This window comes from Coleofasciculus sp. F4-SAH-05, from assembly GCF_040222985.1.
GTDB classification, from domain to species: Bacteria; Cyanobacteriota; Cyanobacteriia; order Cyanobacteriales; family Coleofasciculaceae; genus Coleofasciculus; species Coleofasciculus chthonoplastes.
On the sequence record NZ_JAVKBY010000198.1, the window covers coordinates 1 to 21,627 of the forward strand.

Consider the following 21,627-nt stretch of genomic DNA (forward strand, 5'->3'; position numbering starts at 1 on the left):
CGCTTTATCCAAATTTGCCCCCGTCAAATCTGCCTCCCTTAAATCTGCGCCACTCAAACTCGCGCCCACTAACTTCGCGCCCACTAACTCCGCCCCCCTTAAATCCGCATTCCCCAACTTCGCCCAACTCAAATCCGCCCCCTTTAACCGCGCCTGCTTCAAACTCGCCCCCACTAACTTCGCCTTGCATAAACTCGCCCCACTCAAATCAACCTCACTCAAATCCGCAATCACCAACTTCGCCCCATCTAACTGCGCCTGCTGTAAATTTGCCCCCCGCAACATCGCGCCAATTAAATTAGCGTTACGCAAATCCGCCCCGGCTAACTGCGCCCCGGCTAACTCTGCATTCTGAAAATTTCTCCCGCCACTCTGATAGCGCGATCGCACTTCGCCAACATCGGTTACACTAATCTCTCGCTGGGGCGGATGGCGAAAGGTAAAGGTAAACGTATCGCCACTCTGCATTACCCGCCACATTTCCTCATACAAAGGATAAGAACCCACACCACTCAACTTTACCCACCCTTTTGCCCGAGTTAACGCCACAAATAACTGATTCCGCAATTGCAGATTACTCTCATCTTTTGCCACATTATCCAACCCCACCACATACACCATATCCGCTTCATTTCCTTTCGCCCGATGAATACGAGACACAGTAACGCCGCCCTCACACCAAAACTTATTTGGATCACGATGATCTTTATCAATGTGCAGCATATTGCAATCCATGGCACTAGGGAGATAAATATCAATTCCCTGGGACATCAAAAACTCTGCCACCGCTGTTTCTAGTCGCATGGCTTCCAATCCCAACCCTAAAACAATCACCAATATCTCGCGACTCGGTTTAAGCCCGTCATAGCGAAGATTGTAGATAATATTATCGGCTAAGGCGGTTAATTCTTCCTGGCGCGATCGATAGGCGATAAACTCAAATAAGGAACCCTGCCAAAGTTTTGATACTAGATTTGGTGAATGTTCTGGAGGACGTCTCACGGTAATTTGTTGACCGGGACGAAACATTCCAGTGACTTCATAGCCAATCGCTTGCCAATCCTCAATCCGAGTAATTCCGGTTAACATTCCCCCCCGTCGTAATAACCCCATCCCAATTCCATGGGCGGCGGTAAGAATTTCCCCAGGGGTACGATAACACCGATACATGGTTTCACTTTTTCTAATTTCTCCCCCATACTGTCCGGTGACTAAATGCCCTAAGTCTTCGCCAAACAATTCACTGGCATTAGGAATATTCAAGCTTTCTAAACTTTGGGCTTCATCATACGCCCAAATTAATCGCCGTTGTTCCGGTTGGGTAGGATCAACGGGGCGTAATGCCTGATATGCCATCCAGTAAAAGGGCTGTTTTCCCTCAAATTTTAAGGAGTCATCGACGATTAAATCTTGACCTTCATCAATTAAGATAACATCGTATAATTTTGGGATCGCTGTCTCTTGTAAAAGATTGATACAAACTTCAGCTAATGCTTGATGCGGTTGCTTGGTTTCTATATCGTTAACCGTAAGTGCTTTTACTCCCGTGTGTCGGCAAAGGATACTATAAAATCCTGGTTGTTTTCTCCCTCCCCAAGCGTGGAGAACTTTTAGTTTGCGATTCAGTTTGGCGTCGTATCTGATTTCGCCACTACTAAAGCGACGCAACCATTTATCCAGTTGGCTAATAATCCCGTGATAGAGGCTGCGACTAAAGAAAACTAGGGCAATATCCCAGTCGGGATGCTTAAGGTGAATATGGGCAGCTTTTTGACAGAGTAATACGGTTTTCCCGGAACCCGCTATTCCCCGAATCCTTTGGGGACCTGGAGGAATGGATTTGGCGATCTGTTCTTGGGCTAAATCGAATTCAGATAAGTGTTGGCGTACTTGGGCAAGAATACTACCACGGGTTTGTTGAGGCGTGCCATTAATGGTTTTTGGGATTGCATTTCTGTCTCCTTTCAGGTGTTGTTTTTTCCGGAAAACCGGGGTGCCACTAATCACCGCTTGCAGCAATTTCCACTGATGGGGACTCAGAGGCGTTCCTTTGATAATTGGAGAGGTTTGCTGAATCCGTTTGACTAGAAAACCTAACCCCCCAGCCCCTTTCCCTTTTAGATCCCCCTCCCGTCCCCCTTCAAAAGGGGGAAGCCGGATGTTGCTGCGCTTTTGTTGCACGGAAGGGGGAGCCGGAAGCCCCTCCAAAGAAAAATTTATTCCGTTTCCCTCCCCTACGAGGGGAGGGTTAGGGAGGGGTCTCTGAGGGGTCTGACCTTTCGTCAATTGACTAACAGCTTCATTCCAGGAAATGATATTCTCTTGAAAGATAATTGGCGGACAACTGGGGAGTTGGTAGAAGCCGCTTTGATACCATTCAGCTTCGGTAATTAAGGGAAGGCAAATTAACGCCCGTCCGGTAACTTTACGGCGTAATATCGGTTCGCGATCGCAATACCCCAATAGGGAGAATAATTGATTTTCTGCTTGTTGGTAAGGGTTGCTGCTGGTGGTGTAATAGTTTTGGAATTCCCAGCGATGACCTGTAATTGCCAGAATTTGGTCAATGGTGACAGATTTAATCTCAATCACGATTAAACCCAGTTGGGCGTCTACAATCAGAATATCCGGTTCCTTGCGAGACTTACCCACCTTGGAAAATATGGGATAACGCCAATACCCAATACAAGTGCGATCGCGAAATGCGTTCTGCACAGCGTCCCAGGTTTTTTGTTCACCGCCTTCACCTCCTTTACCTAGCGGTTCGGTGGTAATAAATTTATTCGTCATTCGTTATTCATCATTTGTCATTTGTCCTTCTTTCTATGGATAGAGACTAAAGTTACACCTATTGATTGAGGAAATAGTATCCGATAAACGATAAGATTTGCTTATAAATCAAGTTTGACAGACTAATTTATCTCTAGCGTGTAATAAGGAGAGAACAATGACTTTACATCAACACAAACGTGCGATCGGTATTTTCACCAACCGAGACGCGGTGACGCAAGCACTACAGGAACTCCACCTGGCTAATTTTCCCCTGGATCAGGTTACCGTGATTGCCAGAGAATTAGAAGAGGAGTCGCTTCACGATACGGATAGGAAGACTCGCAAGGGTAATCAAATGGGGAAACAGGCGGCTAATGGCGCTGTTGTCGGTGGTGTCATTGGATTGGTAACGGGTGTACTCGTCGGTGTGGGTGCTGCTTCGATTCCTCTGATTGGTCCAGTCATGTTAGCCGACGCTTTAGGGACTGCTGTAGCCACAACCTTAGCCGGGACAGGAATTGGTGCGGTTAGTGGTGGACTTTTGGGCGCACTGATTGGATTAGGTATTCCCAAGAAACAGGCTAAAGCGTATCATGAACGATTTTTACGGGGTGATTTCGATTCAGGCTAATCAGGGAATCGTTACAGTAACCGGATACATACAAACTCAAGATAATCTGGAACGGATTGAACCTTTGGCAAGGGAAATTAGAGGGGTTCGGGATGTAAATGTCCAGGCTGAGGTGGGACCCAATTTACCGCCTTATAACGGTTAAATTTTCTGTTTTTTAGCGAACAGGCAACAGGCAACAGATACAGCAGATTTCAGGTTTATGAGGTACAGCCTTAAGCAAGATCCCCGACTTCTTGAAGAAGTCGGGGATCTGTCTATGTAGGATTTGCTGCACAACTCCAAAACCCTTAGATATCAAAGCTTTGAGTAGCATGAACATTGGCTCATTTTCAAGGACATAAGGTAAAACCCTTTCATACCCTTGCACCGCTAAGCTGTTCGGCATTTAAACCTTAATGTCAATAATGACGAAAGGATGGTAGTGCGAGCATCTTGCTCGCTACTAATACCCAATTTAAATGCATGACAGCTTATCAGGGAAAATGTATCATTGCTCCCCCAGCTCCCCCTGCTTCCCCAGCTTCCCCTGCTCCCTACCCCACCAAAACACTTATTCAGCAGACTCTATGTACCTCAGAGTCCTCTACAAATGGTGGTTTTGGATATTAAATTTATCTCTATTGATAGATGAATACCTTACCCAATCAATGTGTAGTAGATAGGGTAAGAAAGCACAAATCTAGCACCAAAGGCTGAATTTGTGCTGAAACAATCATAAAAGAAAACGAGGGCAACATGGCTGAAGTTAAACACAATAGACACGCGCTTGGTGTATTCCCGACTCGTGAAGAAGCGGAAAAAGCGGTACAGGATTTGAAACGGGCAGATTTCCCGGAATCACAAATTTCCGTCGTTGCTAGAGATGCGCGTAAGAACGAGGAACTTGCTGGTGTTGATGTCGAAAAAGGCAAAGGACATCAAGTCAGTAAAGGCGCTAAAGCGGGTGCAGCAACGGGTGGAATCGGTGGCGCTGTTCTGGGCGCATTGGAAGCCCTAGGTATTACCACTTATGCGGCGTTTCTACTCCCTGGCGCTGGTCAAGTTTTAGCCTTTGGTACAGTTGCGGCTAATGTTTTAGCGACAGCCGTTGCTGGTGGTGCAGTTGGCGCAGTCGGTGGCGGTTTAGTTGGTGGTTTAGTCGGTTGGGGTGTTCCTGACGAGCAAGCTAAGGTTTATCACGATTTAGTGTCTAAAGGTGAGTATTTGATTATGGTAGAAGGGAACCCTGATCAAATTGGTTTGGCGGAAGCTATTCTTAGTCCGATGGGAATTCGTGAATGGAAAATTTATGAAGCTCCCCGAAGCACAGCTTCTCGCTAGTCAGATGCCAATAACTCAAGTTCTTGGCTAATAGCTTAAGTCGGTTAAAACCGACTGCAACAATCTAATCTGGTTATACTAAGCGATTTTCTAAGTAGGTTGGTGTAAATAAACTCAACTATATTAATATTAAGTTATTTTAATATTCCTCAAACCCTACTTAAAGGGTTTCGGGATCAATATTTAATTCTCGCAGTTTGGCGGCGTAGCGTTCCGCGACTTCTTCTGGTGTCGGTACGAGTTTGCCTTCTGGGGTAAAAAAACGTAACTGATTCTGATGAATTCCTAGAAACAAACCAAGCTGCTGACTCCACAATTGTCCTTGAGAATTCTGTTCGAGGGGTTGATATTCTCCATCAACTAAATGAAATCCGACAAATTCTAACGTATTTGGCTCGAACCAAAAGTAATCGGGGGTACGAAAGGTATCTTGGTAGAGTTTTTTCTTAAATCCTTTGTCAGTATCAGCCGTTTTGGGAGAAATAATTTCGATAATCAGATTCGGATATTTACCATCTTCATCCCAGACGACCCAGCTTTTGCGAGTTTTTCGTTCAGTATCGAGTACAACAAAAAAGTCGGGTCCCCGGAAGTGTTCCGATTTGCGTTGGCGGGGACTGTAATAGATGGTAAGGTTGCCAGCGACGTAGAAATCATTTCTATCTCGCCATAGCCACTTAAGACATTTGAGCAGAAGTAAGATTTGTTCTAGATGCAGTTCAGTTTCCAAGGGGGGTTCATCACTATAGAGATCACTTGGGGGAAAGATAACATCTTGTGAGATGTCTGGGGAAGGAGCGAGTTCTTGAATTTGGGACATAGTGCGTTAAAGGGAGGACAGCAAATTGCATTTTTATTTATTTTAGCTGGCATTTTTCAACGCAGAACATCTTTGAGCCAATCCACCAAACTTGCACCGCCAAACCAAACGGCAAGTAGAACAGAAATTGAGAGAATTCCGCCCAGTAAACACAGAACTAATCCGCCTAAGCTAATGGCGCCATCATCTTCAATTAAGCCAAAACCTGTGACAAAAATACCGATCGCGGGTAAGGTATTGGTTCCGGGAATGGGAATCATCATCGAGATGGACATGAGTGCAATTGCCACCCCAATCACCACACGACCCGTTAGACTGGTACAGATATAAGCCAGACGGGGACGTGCGATCGCTTCAATCTTCTTTAACCAAGGAATCCCTCCTTTAACCAGTCCCTGCACCGTTTCCAGTTTCATCCTGCCATTCATTACTTTCTGGGGTAACCAGGGACGTTTAGCACCAATGATAAGCTGAAAGGCTAAGATCAGCATGACAATGCCAAAGGGGATCGAATAACCCGGTGCTGGAACAGGTAAAGCTGAGGGAAGCGACAGGATCACAAACAAAAACCCAAAAATTCGCTCTCCGGCAAAAGACAGGATATCTGCCAGTCTCACCTGGGGCTGTCGATCTTCTTCAAAAAAATAACGTTGCAGTTCAACCGAAAGTCGAGCCATTTTTTTGAACCCTTTCGATACAATAAAAATTAAGAATTAGCACCCAGAATTCGGGAGATCCCCGACCTCTTCAAGAAGTCGAGGATCTAATTGAATTAATGCATCCCTGACAACAATCTCACTCTTGTCTATTGATACCGAGTTGGGTTCTATCATGTCTAGGAAGAGCGAAGCGTGAAGCGCAGCTATAGCGAGGAACGAGCGTCAGAATCTGGACAGATGCTTCGCTACACTCCGTTACGCTCAGCATGACAAATTCTACATTAGACTGCAACTTGGTATGAGATGCACATCAGCTTACCACACCCGAAAAATTCAGGATTAGGTTCCTGATGTCCACGAGTTCATATACTCAACTTGCTCAGTGGTTAAGGTATCAAGTGAGATTCCCATTGCCTGCAATTTCAGCCGTCCAATTTCTTTGTCAATCTCAGTCGGAATTGAATGTAGACCCGGTTCTAGTTTACCCTTATTTTGCACCAGATATTCACACGCCAAAGCTTGGTTGGCAAAACTCATATCCATTACTGCACTGGGGTGTCCTTCGGCTGCAGCTAGGTTAATTAACCGTCCTTCACCCAATACGATAATAGATTTGCCGCCCTTCAGGAAATACTGTTGGGTAAAGTTGCGAACTTGGCGATATTCTGTGGATAACTCTGCCAAGGATTTCAGGTCAATTTCAATATCGAAGTGACCGGAGTTACACACCATGGCACCGTCTTTCATTACTTCAAAATGTTCTGGGCGAATGACGTGCTTGTTTCCGGTAACGGTAATGAATACATCACCATGGGATGCAGCTTCAATCATGGGCATTACCCGGAAGCCATCCATAACAGCTTCAATGCCTTTAATCGGGTCAATTTCAGTAACAATGACATTCGCGCCCATACCTCGCGCCCGCATTGCTGCACCTTTGCCGCACCAACCATAACCCGCAATGACAATAGTTTTCCCAGCTAGCAGAATGTTGGTGGCGCGGATAATACCATCTAAGGTGGATTGTCCGGTACCGTAGCGGTTATCAAAGAAGTGCTTGGTATCAGCATCGTTGACGTTCATCGCCGGGAAGGTGAGAACCCCTTGATTGAACATTGCCTGCAAGCGGACAATTCCGCTGGTGGTTTCCTCGGTGGTGCCGATAATATCACTAAGCTGGTGTTGCCGTTCCTTAACCAGAGTCGCTGTCACATCACTTCCATCATCAATGATCAGATTGGGTTTGTGATCTAGGGCAATTTGAACGTGGCGGTTGTAGGTGGCGTTATCTTCCCCTTTGATAGCAAAGACAGGAATCCCGTAATCAGCGACTAAACTAGCGGCGACATCATCCTGAGTAGACAGGGGATTACTGGCAATCAGCAACCCATCAGCCCCAGCATTTTTCAGCGCGATCGCTAAATGGGCGGTTTCGGTGGTAACGTGGCAGCAGGCGACTAGGCGAATCCCTGCCAGAGGTTTATTTTGGGCAAAACGCTCCTGAATTTGCCGCAAAACGGGCATTTCCCGTCCCGCCCATTCGATACGCTGTTTGCCTCCGGGGGCTAGGGATAGGTCTTTGACTTCGTGTTTGAGTGCAGTAGATGTTGCTGTCATAGATTTGGTTGGTTTTATTTAATTTGCATTGTCATCTTACCTAACTTAGCCTATTTGCCATCACTCAAGGTTTGTAGTTGCGCTTGAGCGCTATAAATGCCTCCCATCCCATCAGGGCGGGTGCAAGTTGTTCCGTTATCGGTGAATATCTGAATTTAATCCCTAAACCCGCCCCTACGATTGTTCCTAAACCCGCCTCTACAATTGTTCCTAAACCCGCCTCTACAATTGATTTCTTGGTGGGAGAACAGGGGCTTGGGCGGGGGGTAACAAGGGTGGGACAGGTTCTGGAGATTCCTCTGGTTCTTGTGCCGTAACTTGTTTGATCTCACTGACAAAGAAAACGAGCTGATAGGGATGTCTCATATCCTTGGAGATAAACTCCTGAACCAACCGTACCTGCTTCGGTGTGATTTCTTGATCCGTCTCAACCGTGAGATAGACGATGGGTGGATTAGCTGTCCAATTCACTTTGGTTCTCACCAGTTGTACCTCTGGCTGACCGATGGTAATCGTTCGGCGTACCAGGGTATTATTAATCGTGGCTTGTAGTCGCACTTGTCGAGCTAATTCCCAAAAACTGACACCCAACGGTAGGAAGAGGAGGGCGGTGAAGCCAAATGTCCAGCCTAAGGCGTGATTGATTTTGGTGTAACCCGCTACAATAAACACCAACATACAGGCTAAGGTGATACCCAGAAGATTGGTGAGATACAGTAAAAATGCACCTAAGCTAAATGACCAAATTCCCTGAGACAGCGACAAACCGACCACACATAAGGGTGGCATGAGGGCAACCGCGATCGCAACCCCCGCTAATGCATCGCTGAGACGGGCGCGAATCTTGGCAAAACTACTGATCCCACCTGCTACCACCGCGATCCCCAAGTCTACTAAATTTGGCTGGGTGCGAGACAGCACTTCTGAACCATATTCTGGAATCCCAGCAATCCGTCCCGTCAGCCACGAGAGAACTAATGCTATGATTGTCGCACCTGCGATCGCGCCTAAGGCTTTGCGAAATAACTTTAAGTCCCCTTCCAAAGCCCCAAACGCTAATCCCCGTAAGGGTAGCATTAACGGGGCAATGATCATCGCGCCAATGATTACGGCGGTACTGTTGCTAATCAGACCAAACGTGGCAATCAGACAAGAACTAATCGTCAATGCAACATAGTTAATCGTCCAATTTGCATCGGTTGACAACTCTTGATGGAGTTGTTTAAATACATCTTCAGTGACGGCTTCCGGTAAAAGCCGATTGAGCATGAGTATATATCGTCGCATTAATTTAATGAGAGAGATATTTGATGGATTCGGTTAGCACTGAGAGACTTCCCTAAAACTATCTCCTCAGATAGAGGATAACTCGAAAGTCGCGATTGTTAATATTTTCTTGTGACTGGCTCCCATGCTATAACTTTTTTTGATCAAGAATTTGTATCCGGCTCAAACAAGGTCATATTGCCCATTGTGCTGCCTTTTGCCCCCAATTCGCTCCTGTTAATTTTTTTTTTAGTCTATATACTTAATTGTTAAGAAAAGTAACGGGCAAACATCAGAATGAAGAAAATGCGAATTTCAGCTTGGACAATTGCCGGATCAATTGCATTAGCGGGCTGGGTAATCTTTCCGGTTCAGGCTCAGATACCCGGTTTACCCGATGTCAACTTACCGACTCCGAATCCTCTCAATCAGCAACCCGAGGATGCCGTCGTTTCTGGTTGTGTCCGACTCGACGGTCGCTGTTTATTCGAGATTGCAGCGAAAAAGCCGAAGTTAATCCCCAATACGGCTGGGGAAGTTGGGGAAGTAGAGGGAGCCGAGGGAGCACAAATTACTTTATCCCAACGCATTCAAGAAATTGAACAACGATTACAGGATATCAGCCGTACTTACTTTAAAAACGAGAACGCTGAATTAGAGATTCGCCAAGAAGAAGCAGAGGACGAAAGGAATTTACGCGAGATTTATATCTCTCTTCTAGATGAGGAAGGTGATCCGTTCAAAGAAGTACGCTTGATGACCGTTACCGATCAAGATGCAAATCTCAAAGGATTGTCTATAGAGCAGATAGAGGAGAGAGCCGACGAAATTATCAAACAGCTTGAACAACAACTTCCTCAGGCAAAACAGGAACGACAACCCGACGTTTTAAGGAATCGAGTGGGAATTGCTGTGGGTACTGGCGTCGCTATGATTGTTGCCAGCTTGCTCATTTATCGTTGGGAACGCCGCTTAAAACGCTCCAAACAACTGTTAGAGCCTTCTGAATCGTCGAATACTGAGCCAATATCCACTCAACTTACCCAAAATCAACAGCGAAATGTCAAAGAGGTTTTACATCGCCTGTTGCAAGTGACTCAAGGCGTTATTTGGGTAGGGGGAAGTCTATTCATTTTGACTCTATTTCCTTACACGCGGTTCATAACGGTTTTAATTATTTCCAGCTTCCGGATTCCCGTGCGCGTGGGAATTATTAGCGTGGGAACCTACCTGATCATCCGGCTATCTTATGCCTTAACCGATCGCTTCTCATCTGCCATTGCCAGAAATCATTTACTGACGCCACAAGGCGCTCAACGAGCGCAGTTGCGCGTGTCAACGGTTTCTGGAGTAACCAAAAATATTATCACCGTGAGTTGGAGTGCGATCGGATTTTTAATGGCGCTGGTAGCAATTGGAATTGAAATTGGTCCGGTGTTAGCTGCTTTTGGAATTATTGGTTTAGGTTTGTCTTTAGCCTCGCAAGACTTAATCAAAGATGCTATCAATGGCTTCTTCATTCTCTTAGAAGATCAGTATGCCGTTGGTGACGTGATTGGCGTGGGAGACGTTGGCGGATTTGTAGAAAAGATCAACCTCCGGATTACTCAGTTGCGGGATGCTGAGGGACGATTAATTACGGTTCCCAACAGTGAAGTTAGAATTGTGGCAAATCTTTCGAGTAATTGGTCACGGGCAGATTTAAATATTCCCGTTACCTATCAAGCCGATGTTGATAAAGCATTGGATTTGGTCAGACAGGTGGCACACGAGATGCTTATGACCCAAATGTGGCGGGAGCGTATCCTGGATCAACCCGACATTTTAGGGGTCGATAATTTTGGCGATCGCGGTTTTATTATTCGGGTGTGGATTAAAACCCAGCCGTTGAAACAATGGGAAGTAGCGCGAGAGTTTCGCCGTCGTCTCAAAGTGGCGTTTGATGAAGCGGGAATCCTGCTTTCAGTGCCTCAGCAAGCGCTCTGGTTTAATAACACCTTACCGACGCAATCGTTGTCGAATGGTCACTCGAATGGTCATGGTCACCAGGACGTTCAGGCAGAGTATGCTGAAAAGGAATAGAGCATCGATTCAGTAACACAGTTAACGGTCAAAATACATCATTCATTCTTATACAGACGTAGCCATGCTACGTCTTTTATTTACTGTAAAATCTATTCCACTATTGTAGGGTGCGTTACGCTTCGCTAACGCACCAAGGGTAGTAGCATAAAACTGCTCATAGCCAAGAGAAATTTAACTCCAAAACTGTGTATCCCCGACGAGGATCAACCCGGTTTAATCTCTTCCTTGCACCCCGATAAGGGCGGGTTTAGTAAAGTTATCGGTTTGTAGAGAAACGTGATCAGTAAAACCCGCCCCTACAACCCCACTTCCCAAAAGTACTGGGCAATTAAGTACAGATGTACTATAATGGGACTATCAAAGATTTTACACCGTGAACGCCTGACCCCCTAAACCATTCAAGACTTTCGCCATGATTAAGCACTACATCCTCAGCATCAACCCCAACGCCGAGTACGAGTGGGAACAACGCATTCTACGCCACCCAATCACCGCAGAACGCCCGGATTTTGCCAGTTTAATCGCCCAAGCCGTGGGGGATGAAGCGGGATCGTATTTAGTGGAGGTGAATATTGAAGTCAACCTTTTAGAGAAAGCCCCAAATCCTCAGCCTCAGAGGAGTTCCATGGATGGAGCCACTAAGACAGTCAAGTCCCAACCTTCGGAATGGGTGGCGTAGTCGGTTAACTGTCTAGCTTGGATAACCGGATCAAGGATTGTCCAGATTGATACTCTCATACAGGAAGATTGACGATGAACATGAGTCAGTACCCCGCCGCGATCGCACAAGCCGCTCAAACCGTTAATGATTTGGACTCACAAATTCAGGCGGTGCAACTTAACATTCATCGCCTAGAAGCCAGTATCGACAAGCAAATTGCCTTCGATTCTGAGTTGAAAAATGACTCTCAACGCAAGGCGCGTCGATTTGAGCTACTAGAGGTGAATTTGGAATATCAGCACGCCCTCAACACCATAATGCGGCTAACCAATCAAAAGGCGAACGCTGTGGCTAACTTGGAATACTTGCGGAATCAGTTCAGTGTTGCCAAACTGGAAGCTCGACTGGCAATCGCCCGCCAGCTTAATGGTTCAGATATTGGCGATCTACTGCTAGGCGTGTCATAGCGGAAATAGGTGAGCAGCTTTGTCGGTATAGAAAAGCTGGGGGAGATGTTTGCTGTTGGCGTTATTTCTGCCTTATGGCACTAGATAGGGGACTCTTAATCAAGGGTTCCCTACAGATGGTAGTTCAACAGTGCAATAGACGAAAATAGTTATAGTTGCCAAACCCTGTTCCAGGCTGGGTAAGTTGCCCAAAATAAACTATGACTATTGTGACCTCTCAAGAAATTGCCCGATTCCGTTCTCAGCTTTCCCATAACGCCGAAGCGATGCAAGCGCTTGATGCGATTGAGGATTGCGAGGGAGATTTAGAAGACGCCGCGATCGCACTCGCAATTCGGGCGGGACAACAACCCCAAAGCGACAATGCTCGATGGTTAGATGATTTAGCCAAAAAATGCCGTGCGGTTATTTGTAAGCCGGAATTTCGCCAAGATTTGCTTGATGGCTCTTATACTCAGGTGATTGAATACTTAGCCCAGACTCCCCTACTTCCCGCGATTCTAGCAACACCTGTCCTGATGTCTGCTCTCAACCAAGGTGTACCTAGCTTTTGCGAACCGATTGATGCTCACTTTGAACAGGTTTACGGCGATCGCTCTCCTTAGTCGGTGTATCCCAATGCCAGTCAACGTAACCTTAGCACAGCAGTCAGGGGAATGAGGGAGCCAGTTCTGTGATATCGCGATCGCACTCCCGTCACTTTAAAATCACTAGAACACTGTGAGCTAAACCAATACTCCCCCATTTTACAGTCGGTAGTATAAAAGCGTTGCACTAGACTAGACGACCCACGACCTCCAGTGGGTCTTTTTTCTGTTCGTTCATAAGCTAAAACGCATTTAAATTGTGTATTCAGGCGTTGCCTTTTGCCTTTTGCCTTTTGCCTGTTGCCTGTTGCCTTTCAGGGTTTTAGGTATCCCAATTTAAATGCCGAACAGCTTATCCCCTCACCCAAAACATTATCATCCAATGGTGTCCCGATTTTTCGTTACCCATACATCCATTTATCTGGTCAATTTTATGGAGTATTATTTTAGGTATCGCTATTGGTTTATTCGCTTGGTTATTCCTGATAATGATTAGAAAGTTACTCAAGCCGTGATTTGTATTATACGGCAACAGATTTTATAATAGATTGAGCGATGAGCATCAATGTGGGGTTTTGAACCTCAACCTAAGTAACCTAACTGTATAGCCTATTATAACTATGGTATTGGATGAATTTACCCAATTAACGGCGAAACAGGAAAAATGTCCTTCTCAATTACCCAAAGCATTGCAAGCGTTGTGGTATGACAAAAGAGGGGATTGGCACAGGGCGCATGACATCGTGCAGAATGCCAGCGATAGTGATAGTGCATGGGTTCATGCTTATCTTCACCGCGAAGAAGGTGACTTAAGCAACGCCCGTTATTGGTACAGACGCAGTGGACAGTCACAATTTAACGGTGAATTGAATCAAGAATGGGAGTTTATCACGTCTAATCTGTTGGATAAAGTCAACGCCTAAACTAAATTGTCGGGGCGGGTTTAGCCACAATTGTCGGGGCGGGTTTAGGGACTAAATTCAGATATTCACCGATAACGGAACAACTTGCGCCCGCCCTGATTCAGTTTCGTAGTAAGGGATGCGAGCCCTTGATTCTGTTAAATTTCCTTGCGTTTTCCCAAGCTGGTGGCGCGACACCACAAAAATAGGGCAATAGATTTGACCATTGAATCGGGCGCACGGGGCGTAAGCTTTGCCACACCACAACAACCTATTCGCCTAAAAACTGAGACTTTATATCCTCCAATTCCCGCTCAATTTGACTTTGGGTTTTTTGAGTATTAGCAGAACCTTTAGGCGGCGGTGTCGATTTTTGCGGCGTACTTTTAGATGTTGATTGCTGCAAAAATTCAGACTTTAAATCCGCTAATTCTTTATCTAAACCTTTCCCATAGTGAGGCGGATTGGGCTGAGACTTAATTGGCGCTGAAGCCGGAGGAGATGCAGGCTTTGCCGGTTTTACCTTAGCTACAGGGGTTTGAGACTGTAAATCCTGGAGGATCTCCGCCACAGATTGATAGCGCTGATTCGTCGCATTGACTAACATCTTATCTAAAATTTTAGCCACGCGATCGCGCACTGGATTTTTCAACCCTTGTCGCCATACCCAAACCCCCTGATTTACATCAAACAAGTCAAAGGGATGGATTCCTGTTAGCAGATGGATACACGTTACACCGAGACTATAGATATCACTCGCAAACACCGCTTTCCCAATACTTTGTTCCGGTGCGACATACCCCACCGAACCAATTACCGTCCCGGTTCTGGCTAAGGCTGTACCTGTCGCCACTTTTGATGCACCAAAATCGACCAAAAACGGTGAAACTCAATCGACTACTGTTAGCCGGAACTGCCCTCGTGGGCTTATTTTCCATCGTCACGGGAGGGGTAGCGGGTTCTGCGGCGGGGTTAGCCGATCCCGTGTTAGAGATTACACTGGAGTGGGAAGCCAAGGCTAAGGATTAAAATTCCATGTCTCTGGAAACACTGTTGCGGGACTGTACGGTCAAGCTTTCGCTCCCGAGTCAGGGGGGCTGGGGGACAGGTTTTTTCGTGGCTCCGGGTTTGATTCTCACCTGTGCCCATGTGGTGAAGAAGCTGACGGCTCCGGGGCGGGTGCGGGTGCGATGGCAGCAGCAGGTCAATTTTGCCGAGGCGGAGTTGGTTGAGCGGGTTCCTGAATTGGATCTGGCGCTGTTGAAGTTGTTGCCTGAGACTACGGATTTGACGGCTGGCTTACCTTGCGTTTGTCTGGATGAGGAGCTTCAGGCTGGTCAGGAATTCTATTTTTTTGGTTATCCGGATCAGGATTTTGACAATGGTTGAATATAGTCTATGGCGTAGCTCCAAAAGATAGTGAATATTTCTTGCTAAACTATAGAAACACAGTGGGAAATGGTATAAAAGGTGCTGATACAGTGGGTGTTTTAGTATATTATCACTCATCTTCAGGCAATATTGGTAAGTTGAAGTCCGAAAAGCTACTTTTTCTGAATTTTAATTCCTCTGAAATAGTTACATTTGATGAGTCCTACATCTTGAACAGAATTAAAGAGGTTGAAAGATCTGAAATTGATGAGCAGCAGAAGGAAAAAACGTTAGAAAACTTACGTGGTTTGCTAAGAGATATTGTTAGACACAAAAATCTTTGATTTAATTTCTGATTCTTTTAAGTCGGTGCAGGCAGAACCAGATTAGAGACAAACTATGAAGATTAAAGCAATGATTTGGCAAGAAGATGATGTCTGGTGAGGTTCAGTTCCCGCCCTTCCCGGTTGTCACACCTGGGCATTGAGTTATGAAGAGTTGTTAGAAATGCTTGCAGATGCGGTTCAGGGTTGGCTGGAAGTGGCGAGTGAACAACAGGAAGTCACCCTGGAAAAACAGTTCATTGAGTTGTCTTTATGAAATCGATTAAGTTTCATTGACCCTGCTCAAAATCTGGTTATATAAAGCTGAAGATACTCTAAACTCTGACGTAGCAATCAGAGCATCCATAAGAGGCTTGACCGCAGTAATTAAATTTTTCTGCTTGGCCTCAACCAGAATGCCTAGCAATCCAGTAATCTTGATGCCTAAACGGTTAGCCGCTGCTCGACCACGACGCTCATCAATCAAGAGCAAATCTGCATTAAGCTCTATGGCAAGAGCGATCGCCTCCGCTTCTCCAGGATCTAACCTCACGTCATTTTCAAGATGTTCAACCACACCACGGTTAACTAATGCTCTGACTTCCAACCAGGCTGCCCCTTGGACTTCCAGAGTTCCTGGTACAGGAGGCTCGATATCAACGAGTTCCCGATACACAGCTTCAGGGATAGTGACTTGATTGTAAAGTTGAGACAGAAGTTTTAGGTGGTGAATTGCCGCCAAGTTAGTGATTACTGATGTATCACTAATGACAATCACAAGCGTCCCAACTCCCGTAAGTTCTTCATGTCTAAGGCAAAATCTTCCACATCGTAGGAGTAAAGCGGGATATCTCGTTGTTTCAGAAGTTGGCGAAAAGCAGGGACGGGCATATCTGCCAATTTACTGGCATAGCCCAAGGTCAAACGCCCGGTTTGAAACAGGTGTAATGCTACTTCTTGGCGAAACTCGCTTGGGGTAAGCTGAGAGGCTTGCAGGATTTCGTCTGAGATGAGTACAGTCATAAGCAGTTTATCGTAGCCAAATTGGGGCTGATCGATCTTATTATAGTGGTCTGGAGGATTAGGAAACCGGGTTTCTGAGCCAGAATCTTAGTACCCTCCAACGGAGACTATCTCTCCGCCTAGGGGCTAGAAACCGGGTTTCTGCGATAGATTTCGGAGAGGATGCAGAGATTCATAGAAACCCGGTTTCTGGGATGTACTTGCTTATTCAACACTGTGGTTAAATGCCTGAAATTGCTTCTGAGTAATCCGCCCCGCTTGATACAGAGTTTGGGTAATTTCTGAAATCGTTAACACGGAATGCGCCTGATAACCATTATCCCTCAATCTATCCTTGACCCCACCTTCGTGATCAATAAATACGACAATATCCTGCACGTTTAACCCCCCTGTCTCCAGCTTCGCCGCCCCCTCCATCACACTCTTACCGCTAATCAAAATATCATCTACCACAACCACCGTTTCCCCTGGCTCAAAGTGACCCTCAATCACCCGTCGCGTCCCATGGGCTTTCACTTCTTTACGGGGAAAAATCATGGGGTGATGCAGGCGTAGGGACAACCCGGTTGCCGTGGGTAATGACCCATAGGGAATCCCAGCAATCCGGTCAAAGGTTAAACCTTGCAGAATCTCGGCATAAGCACTCAGCATTAGATGGAAAAGTTGGGGATTGGAGATAACTTTCCGCAAATCAATATAGTAGGGAAAAACTGCCCCAGATGCTTGGACAAATTCACCAAATAGAATACAACCCATGTCATAAAGTTGGAGAATTAAATCTTGATGGGGATGTTGTTCTAGAAAACAGACATCCGGCATCCATAAATCACAAGCCGAACCCTGTTGAATCTTTTTTCCTCTTGCCTGATTTATCTCCTCTCTTAGGGGTTGTATCGCGGTGGCGGGTTCTTCTGTGGCTAACATATCCTGGGGAACTGGTATTAATAACCCCTCACCATTGGCATTTAACCCAGCCGCTAAAATTTGATTGAGTTCAGCACCCCCCTCCGCCCAAATACTCCGGGCTAAAATTAAGCGTTCTGGGGCAATTGCCCGAATCTTTGCCAATATGTTTGGCGAGTTTGTGCCAACTTCTAAGGCTAAATCTTCGGGTGCGCCCCAGGTTTTGGCTTCTTTAACCACTTGCAGATAAAGGGGGGTTTGGGGTTGGGGATACTGCTGAATCGCCACAGCAGCCGGATTGGAGGTGCAGCAGAGAATAAAAACGGCTTTACCGGGATAAATTAAAAAGGGTGCAACGTGGTCTTGTCCAGAATAAGGACTCAGCGTAACCGCATCAACCCGCCATCGCGTAAAAATGGTTTCCGCAAAGACAGTGCTAGTGTTTAGGTCACCATGTTTGGCATCTAAAATAATCGGAATGGAGTCAGGAATCGCCGCGAGTGTCTGTTCTAATAGGTTGAGTCCCGGTGCGCCCAATGCTTTGTAAAAGCCAAATGTGGGCTTATAGGCGCAGACTAAATCGGCGGTTTGCTGGATAATCCAGTGCAACCAATCCCTTAACCCATCCATCAGATCACCTGAGTATTCTCCAGTGGAGTAACGTCTGGGCATCATTTCTGGGTTAGGATCAAGTCCGACTACCAGTAAACTTTGATTCTGTGCGATCACGGCATTGAGTTTCTCAAAAAAGCTCATTGAACTTTGCCTTTGGCGGGTAGGGAATAGGTCTTAATTACATACTCCAATAATCCCTCGCAAGCATCCAGGAGTAAATCAATCACCTGGTTAAATCCCTCTGGACCCCCGTAATAGGGATCAGGAACGTCTCGTATCTGATGATGAGTGGCAAAATCACACATTAATCGCACTTTATCCACATACTTCCCCCTTGTATCCAGAAACCGAATATCCCGTAAATTCTCCCGATCCATCGCCAAAATCAGGTCAAACGCTTCAAAATCAGAGACTTGAAACTGTCGGGCTTTGCCCTTGAGGATGATTCCCCGTTGGCTGGCGGCGAGAGTCATGCGTTCATCGGGAGGAGAACCAATATGATAATCACCCGTCCCCGCTGAGTCGCAGACAATGCTGTCTTGAAGTCCCGCTTGTTCAATTAAGTGATTCATAATGTTCTCGGCGGAGGGAGAACGGCAAATATTACCAAGGCAGACAAAGAGTAGTGTGCAGGGCATAGGTATAATGGATAGTTCTGTACAAAATTGGATGTTTAACCCGCGATCAGCAGTGACTATCACGTTTTAATGTCGGTCATATAGCCGCATCCGTGTTAAGTTTAGCAACGCCGCCGCCCGATTCTGTGATGATTTGAGGAAAATTATTTGATGTTCAAGTCGCGCCGCCGTCGCACCTACCGTAAGCGCCGCAGTCCCTTGCCGTTGCTCGCGATCATTTTGGCGATTCCGATCGCCTTGATTGTCTTAGAATTGTCCACTCGGCTGTTGGTTGGTGTCATGGGCAAAAGCGCTGAGTTAGCTGCCTATGAGGGTGAACCAGCGATTGTGAATGTTTACCGCCTCAAGTTTTTGAATGACAGTAACAAGCCTTATGATGGTTTATCCGAACAAGGGCGACTTGCCGCCCAACGTAGTCTTGCCGTAGGCTATCAGCTTGTTGGCGACCAAACCAGCAATTTTTGGCAGATTAATCCCCAAGGATTCCGCGACACTGAACCTGTTCCCCTAGACAAACCCAACACTGAATTTCGGATTTTTTTGCTGGGAGGATCGACGGCGTTTGGTCAATGGAATCCCAGTAATCAAGCGACCATTGCGGCTCAACTGGAAGCGCGTCTGAAGGAACGGGTTGCCCAGCAGCAGCGTTCTCCGGAGAAATATCGACCAACAAATTTGCCCTTCTATAAACCAGATTTAGAAAAGGCGTTGGCATTACCTCCTAAGATTAAAGATGGTCAATATCGGGTGATTAATGCGGCTGTACCGGGGTATGCATCGGGGAATGAATTGGCTCAGTTAGCGTTGCAGATTTTGCCCTATCAACCGGATGCGATCGTGGTTTTGGATGGATACATGGACTTGCTCCTACCGAGCGATCGCATGGCAACGGATATTCCCCATATTGAAACCTTTCTTAGTAATGCGTATGGTCATTTTTGGAGCCACCTCTCCCAAGAGTTAACCTCTGTGGTAACCAACACCTATCTTGTCAGAGCCATCCAATACTGGATATTCAATCCCCAACCCTCAGTCAGTCGGCTGAGTTTAGCGGCGTTGAATGGTACAACCCACCTAGCCAACTATCTTCCCCCTGACTCAGAGGAACTGCAAGAACGAGTTACCCGTTATCGCGATCGCCACAAGCAAATGATTCGCTTGGCAACTGGGGCATCTGTTCCTTTAATTATCACCATACAACCAGAAATTACCGGTCGTGGAAATCAACAGATTTCACTCAGAGAGCAGGAAATTTTGGTTGAATTGGGAGCAGATTATCAGACACGAATCCAAGATGGCTATGTTGCTTTAGCCAAATCACTGGATCAGCTTCAAAGCTGGTATCCCGAAAATGTGAAAACGCTGAACTTCTACGATGTTTATAACGATTTTTCTGATCGGGCGTTTTGGGATGCCATTCATTTGACCGAGGAAGCCAACCGCATCTTATCTGAGCGCTTATACCAAACGCTGACGGCTTCTGCTGAGCTGCAAGTGCCACCGTCTCGACCTATACCTTAATCTGAAGGATTGGAGAAATGGGGAAGGAAAAGATTAAAATTAACCATAGAAGTACTAAGCCGAGGCATTAGGTGAAATCGGTTCTCAAACAGCAATTTCTGCCTTGCTCCAACTGCTGGAACATTTTGACTTCAAAACACGGAACTTAGAGTTCGGAACGCGGAACCTGAAGTTCGGAACACAAAACGTGAAGTTCGGAACACGAAACGTGAAGTTCGGAACACAGAACGTGAAGTTCAAAACACGAAACGTGAAGTTCAAAACACGAAACGTGGAGTTCAGAACACGAAACGCCGAGTAAAAGACTCGAATGACCAAGTTTTGAGCAGCAACGGTGAGGATTGTTCTGGCGTAGTCGTGTCTTCACGCTTCGGTTTTCGGGGTTTCCGGGCAAATCCTTGTCCCATTTCCTCGACTTTTATGCTGTCCACCTCATTAAATAGGGCTAGGACTTACGCAACACCTCTATCTGTAGGGTGCGTTACGCTACGCTAACGCACCATTGCCACCATATATGATGTACCTGCGTAAGTCCTGAGGGCATGGCAATGCCATGCCCCTACCATGGCGGAGAGCAAATTGATGCGGTAGGGGCACTTCGACTATCGTGCCCTGATCTAGCGCCCCGACTGGTTATAGCGCTTCGCGCTCGTCTACTTACAAATACTGAAACGCTGCGTCTGCTGCTTTATGAATATTAAATTCATGAAGAGGCAACTCTTTTCTGATGGCAGTCTTCACTTTTTGCCACCAATGTTCAATTGGGTTCAATTCAGGAGAATAGCTAGGTAAGAACAGCAATTCACACCCAGCCTCTTCGATTAATTCTCTAATTTTACGGGAGTTATGAAAGGGCGCATTATCCATAATAATTACTTGTCCGGCTTGCACGATTGGTAATAAACATTTTTCTAGCCAAGTCTCTATTACCTTGGCTATACAATATCCTTGATATACCATCGGCGCCAAAATTTTACGGTCACACAAAGCGCCGATAATACTTAGTCTATCTTGGCGTTTTCCCGGTCGCATACTATATAATTTTTCCCCTTTTTGACTCCATCCATAAGGATATCTTTCATTATTGTTTATTCCGCTTTCATCTATGTAGATTACCTGTTCTGGTCTATAATGAGCTAGTTTTTGTTTAAACTCGCACCGTGCTTCTTCGCATCTTTCTTGATAACCATAAGTTTTTTTTTACGAGTGTAGCCAATTTTTTTTAAAACCTCTACTAATTGTATGATGGCTGACATTTCCCCACAATTTAGCCAATTCTTTTTGGGTTTTGTCCGGGTTGGTATCGACGAATTTTTTGAACTTATTCCAGTCTTTAATCACACAATTTTGAGCTGGGGGTTTGCCTTTTAAGGGAACTGTAGAACCCGTTTTATCTAGCTGTTCTTTCCATCTATAAAGAGTTGGACGACTAATCTTAAATGC

Annotated in this window: 23 protein-coding genes and 3 pseudogenes; 13 read left to right on the forward strand and 13 right to left on the reverse strand. The window is 46.0% G+C overall.

All coding sequences use genetic code 11. The features are described from left to right. A partial coding sequence (locus RIG27_RS23645; RefSeq protein WP_446349242.1) for a pentapeptide repeat-containing protein occupies positions 1-2,790 on the reverse strand: 2,790 nt, incomplete at its 3' end. Between the two features lie 157 nt (positions 2,791-2,947). On the opposite strand from RIG27_RS23645, the gene RIG27_RS23650 reads away from it, so the two are divergent. The 3 genes from RIG27_RS23650 to RIG27_RS23660 all read left to right on the forward strand — a co-directional run bounded on the left by RIG27_RS23650 (position 2,948) and on the right by RIG27_RS23660 (position 4,726). Next, positions 2,948-3,403: a general stress protein gene (locus RIG27_RS23650; protein ID WP_446349244.1), complete on the forward strand. Its 456-nt coding sequence runs from the start codon at positions 2,948-2,950 to the stop codon at positions 3,401-3,403. Further along, the gene (locus RIG27_RS23655) at positions 3,366-3,548 is read left to right on the forward strand and encodes a BON domain-containing protein (protein WP_446349246.1); all 183 of its coding nucleotides are present in this window, start codon (positions 3,366-3,368) and stop codon (positions 3,546-3,548) included. Before RIG27_RS23650 ends, RIG27_RS23655 begins: the two co-directional genes overlap by 38 nt. Before the next feature lie 593 nt (positions 3,549-4,141). Beyond that, positions 4,142-4,726 carry a general stress protein gene (locus RIG27_RS23660; RefSeq protein ID WP_446349248.1) on the forward strand — a complete coding sequence of 195 codons (585 nt, stop codon included), beginning with the start codon at positions 4,142-4,144 and terminating at the stop codon, positions 4,724-4,726. 160 nt (positions 4,727-4,886) lie between these two features. Here RIG27_RS23660 and RIG27_RS23665 read toward each other — a convergent pair whose 3' ends face one another. From RIG27_RS23665 to RIG27_RS23680, 4 genes are all read right to left on the reverse strand, one after another. Further along, complete coding sequence (locus tag RIG27_RS23665; RefSeq protein WP_446349250.1) at positions 4,887-5,546, reverse strand: Uma2 family endonuclease; 660 nt, start codon at positions 5,544-5,546, stop codon at positions 4,887-4,889. Between the two features lie 56 nt (positions 5,547-5,602). Further along, positions 5,603-6,223, reverse strand: a complete 621-nt coding sequence (locus tag RIG27_RS23670) for an exopolysaccharide biosynthesis protein (RefSeq protein ID WP_446349252.1) — start codon at positions 6,221-6,223, stop codon at positions 5,603-5,605. A gap of 321 nt (positions 6,224-6,544) precedes the next feature. Next, the gene (gene ahcY / locus RIG27_RS23675) at positions 6,545-7,822 is read right to left on the reverse strand and encodes an adenosylhomocysteinase (protein ID WP_446349254.1); all 1,278 of its coding nucleotides are present in this window, start codon (positions 7,820-7,822) and stop codon (positions 6,545-6,547) included. 222 nt (positions 7,823-8,044) lie between these two features. Beyond that, entirely contained in the window at positions 8,045-9,091 is a 1,047-nt protein-coding gene (locus tag RIG27_RS23680) for a TIGR00341 family protein (RefSeq protein ID WP_446349256.1), read from the reverse strand. A 303-nt stretch (positions 9,092-9,394) separates the two neighbouring features. Here RIG27_RS23680 and RIG27_RS23685 point away from each other — a divergent pair, with 303 nt between their 5' ends. From RIG27_RS23685 to RIG27_RS23705, 5 genes are all read left to right on the forward strand, one after another. Then, on the forward strand, positions 9,395-11,170 hold the full coding sequence (locus tag RIG27_RS23685; protein WP_446349258.1) for a mechanosensitive ion channel domain-containing protein: 1,776 nt from the start codon (positions 9,395-9,397) through the stop codon (positions 11,168-11,170). 415 nt (positions 11,171-11,585) lie between these two features. Then, positions 11,586-11,852 (forward strand): hypothetical protein, encoded by a 267-nt coding sequence (locus RIG27_RS23690; RefSeq protein WP_446340418.1) that lies wholly within the window; start codon positions 11,586-11,588, stop codon positions 11,850-11,852. Between the two features lie 74 nt (positions 11,853-11,926). Beyond that, a complete protein-coding gene (locus tag RIG27_RS23695) occupies positions 11,927-12,301 on the forward strand; it encodes a hypothetical protein (protein WP_446349261.1) in 375 nt (124 codons plus the stop codon). A gap of 200 nt (positions 12,302-12,501) precedes the next feature. Beyond that, the gene (locus tag RIG27_RS23700; protein WP_446340420.1) at positions 12,502-12,906 is read left to right on the forward strand and encodes a hypothetical protein; all 405 of its coding nucleotides are present in this window, start codon (positions 12,502-12,504) and stop codon (positions 12,904-12,906) included. Between the two features lie 602 nt (positions 12,907-13,508). Continuing rightward, positions 13,509-13,811 carry a hypothetical protein gene (locus tag RIG27_RS23705; RefSeq protein ID WP_446349263.1) on the forward strand — a complete coding sequence of 101 codons (303 nt, stop codon included), beginning with the start codon at positions 13,509-13,511 and terminating at the stop codon, positions 13,809-13,811. A 250-nt stretch (positions 13,812-14,061) separates the two neighbouring features. Here RIG27_RS23705 and RIG27_RS23710 read toward each other — a convergent pair whose 3' ends face one another. Then, the gene (locus RIG27_RS23710) at positions 14,062-14,667 is read right to left on the reverse strand and encodes a protein kinase domain-containing protein (protein ID WP_446349265.1); all 606 of its coding nucleotides are present in this window, start codon (positions 14,665-14,667) and stop codon (positions 14,062-14,064) included. Between the two features lie 5 nt (positions 14,668-14,672). On the opposite strand from RIG27_RS23710, the gene RIG27_RS23715 reads away from it, so the two are divergent. The 4 genes and pseudogenes from RIG27_RS23715 (at position 14,673) to RIG27_RS23730 (ending at position 15,761) form a co-directional block, all read left to right on the forward strand. Beyond that, the gene (locus RIG27_RS23715) at positions 14,673-14,819 is read left to right on the forward strand and encodes a hypothetical protein (protein ID WP_446349267.1); all 147 of its coding nucleotides are present in this window, start codon (positions 14,673-14,675) and stop codon (positions 14,817-14,819) included. Between the two features lie 6 nt (positions 14,820-14,825). Further along, positions 14,826-15,179 (forward strand): trypsin-like peptidase domain-containing protein, encoded by a 354-nt coding sequence (locus RIG27_RS23720; RefSeq protein WP_446349269.1) that lies wholly within the window; start codon positions 14,826-14,828, stop codon positions 15,177-15,179. After that, a complete protein-coding gene (locus tag RIG27_RS23725) occupies positions 15,176-15,505 on the forward strand; it encodes a hypothetical protein (RefSeq protein ID WP_446349270.1) in 330 nt (109 codons plus the stop codon). The genes RIG27_RS23720 and RIG27_RS23725 overlap by 4 nt, the downstream gene beginning before the upstream one ends. A 55-nt stretch (positions 15,506-15,560) precedes the next feature. Continuing rightward, a pseudogene (locus RIG27_RS23730) lies at positions 15,561-15,761 on the forward strand (type II toxin-antitoxin system HicB family antitoxin). Positions 15,762-15,767: 6 nt separating this feature from the next. Here the strand turns inward: RIG27_RS23730 and RIG27_RS23735 are convergent. The 4 genes from RIG27_RS23735 to RIG27_RS23750 form a co-directional block, all read right to left on the reverse strand. Further along, positions 15,768-16,262: a DUF3368 domain-containing protein gene (locus RIG27_RS23735; protein WP_446349271.1), complete on the reverse strand. Its 495-nt coding sequence runs from the start codon at positions 16,260-16,262 to the stop codon at positions 15,768-15,770. Continuing rightward, a complete protein-coding gene (locus tag RIG27_RS23740; protein ID WP_446349273.1) occupies positions 16,259-16,507 on the reverse strand; it encodes a UPF0175 family protein in 249 nt (82 codons plus the stop codon). The genes RIG27_RS23735 and RIG27_RS23740 overlap by 4 nt, the downstream gene beginning before the upstream one ends. A gap of 204 nt (positions 16,508-16,711) precedes the next feature. Further along, positions 16,712-18,166 (reverse strand): bifunctional orotidine-5'-phosphate decarboxylase/orotate phosphoribosyltransferase, encoded by a 1,455-nt coding sequence (locus tag RIG27_RS23745; RefSeq protein ID WP_446349275.1) that lies wholly within the window; start codon positions 18,164-18,166, stop codon positions 16,712-16,714. Beyond that, positions 18,163-18,663: a low molecular weight protein-tyrosine-phosphatase gene (locus tag RIG27_RS23750; RefSeq protein WP_446340432.1), complete on the reverse strand. Its 501-nt coding sequence runs from the start codon at positions 18,661-18,663 to the stop codon at positions 18,163-18,165. The genes RIG27_RS23745 and RIG27_RS23750 overlap by 4 nt, the downstream gene beginning before the upstream one ends. A 150-nt stretch (positions 18,664-18,813) precedes the next feature. Between RIG27_RS23750 and RIG27_RS23755 the strand changes: the two genes are divergently transcribed. Then, the gene (locus RIG27_RS23755; RefSeq protein WP_446349278.1) at positions 18,814-20,184 is read left to right on the forward strand and encodes an SGNH/GDSL hydrolase family protein; all 1,371 of its coding nucleotides are present in this window, start codon (positions 18,814-18,816) and stop codon (positions 20,182-20,184) included. A gap of 278 nt (positions 20,185-20,462) precedes the next feature. Here RIG27_RS23755 and RIG27_RS23760 read toward each other — a convergent pair whose 3' ends face one another. The 3 genes and pseudogenes from RIG27_RS23760 to RIG27_RS23770 all read right to left on the reverse strand — a co-directional run. After that, positions 20,463-20,615, reverse strand: coding sequence for a hypothetical protein (locus RIG27_RS23760; protein ID WP_446340434.1), 153 nt, complete (start codon positions 20,613-20,615; stop codon positions 20,463-20,465). A 226-nt stretch (positions 20,616-20,841) separates the two neighbouring features. Then, positions 20,842-21,363: pseudogene (locus RIG27_RS23765) on the reverse strand (IS630 family transposase); the annotation flags it as partial. A 21-nt stretch (positions 21,364-21,384) separates the two neighbouring features. Then, positions 21,385-21,627: pseudogene (locus RIG27_RS23770) on the reverse strand (IS630 family transposase); the annotation flags it as partial.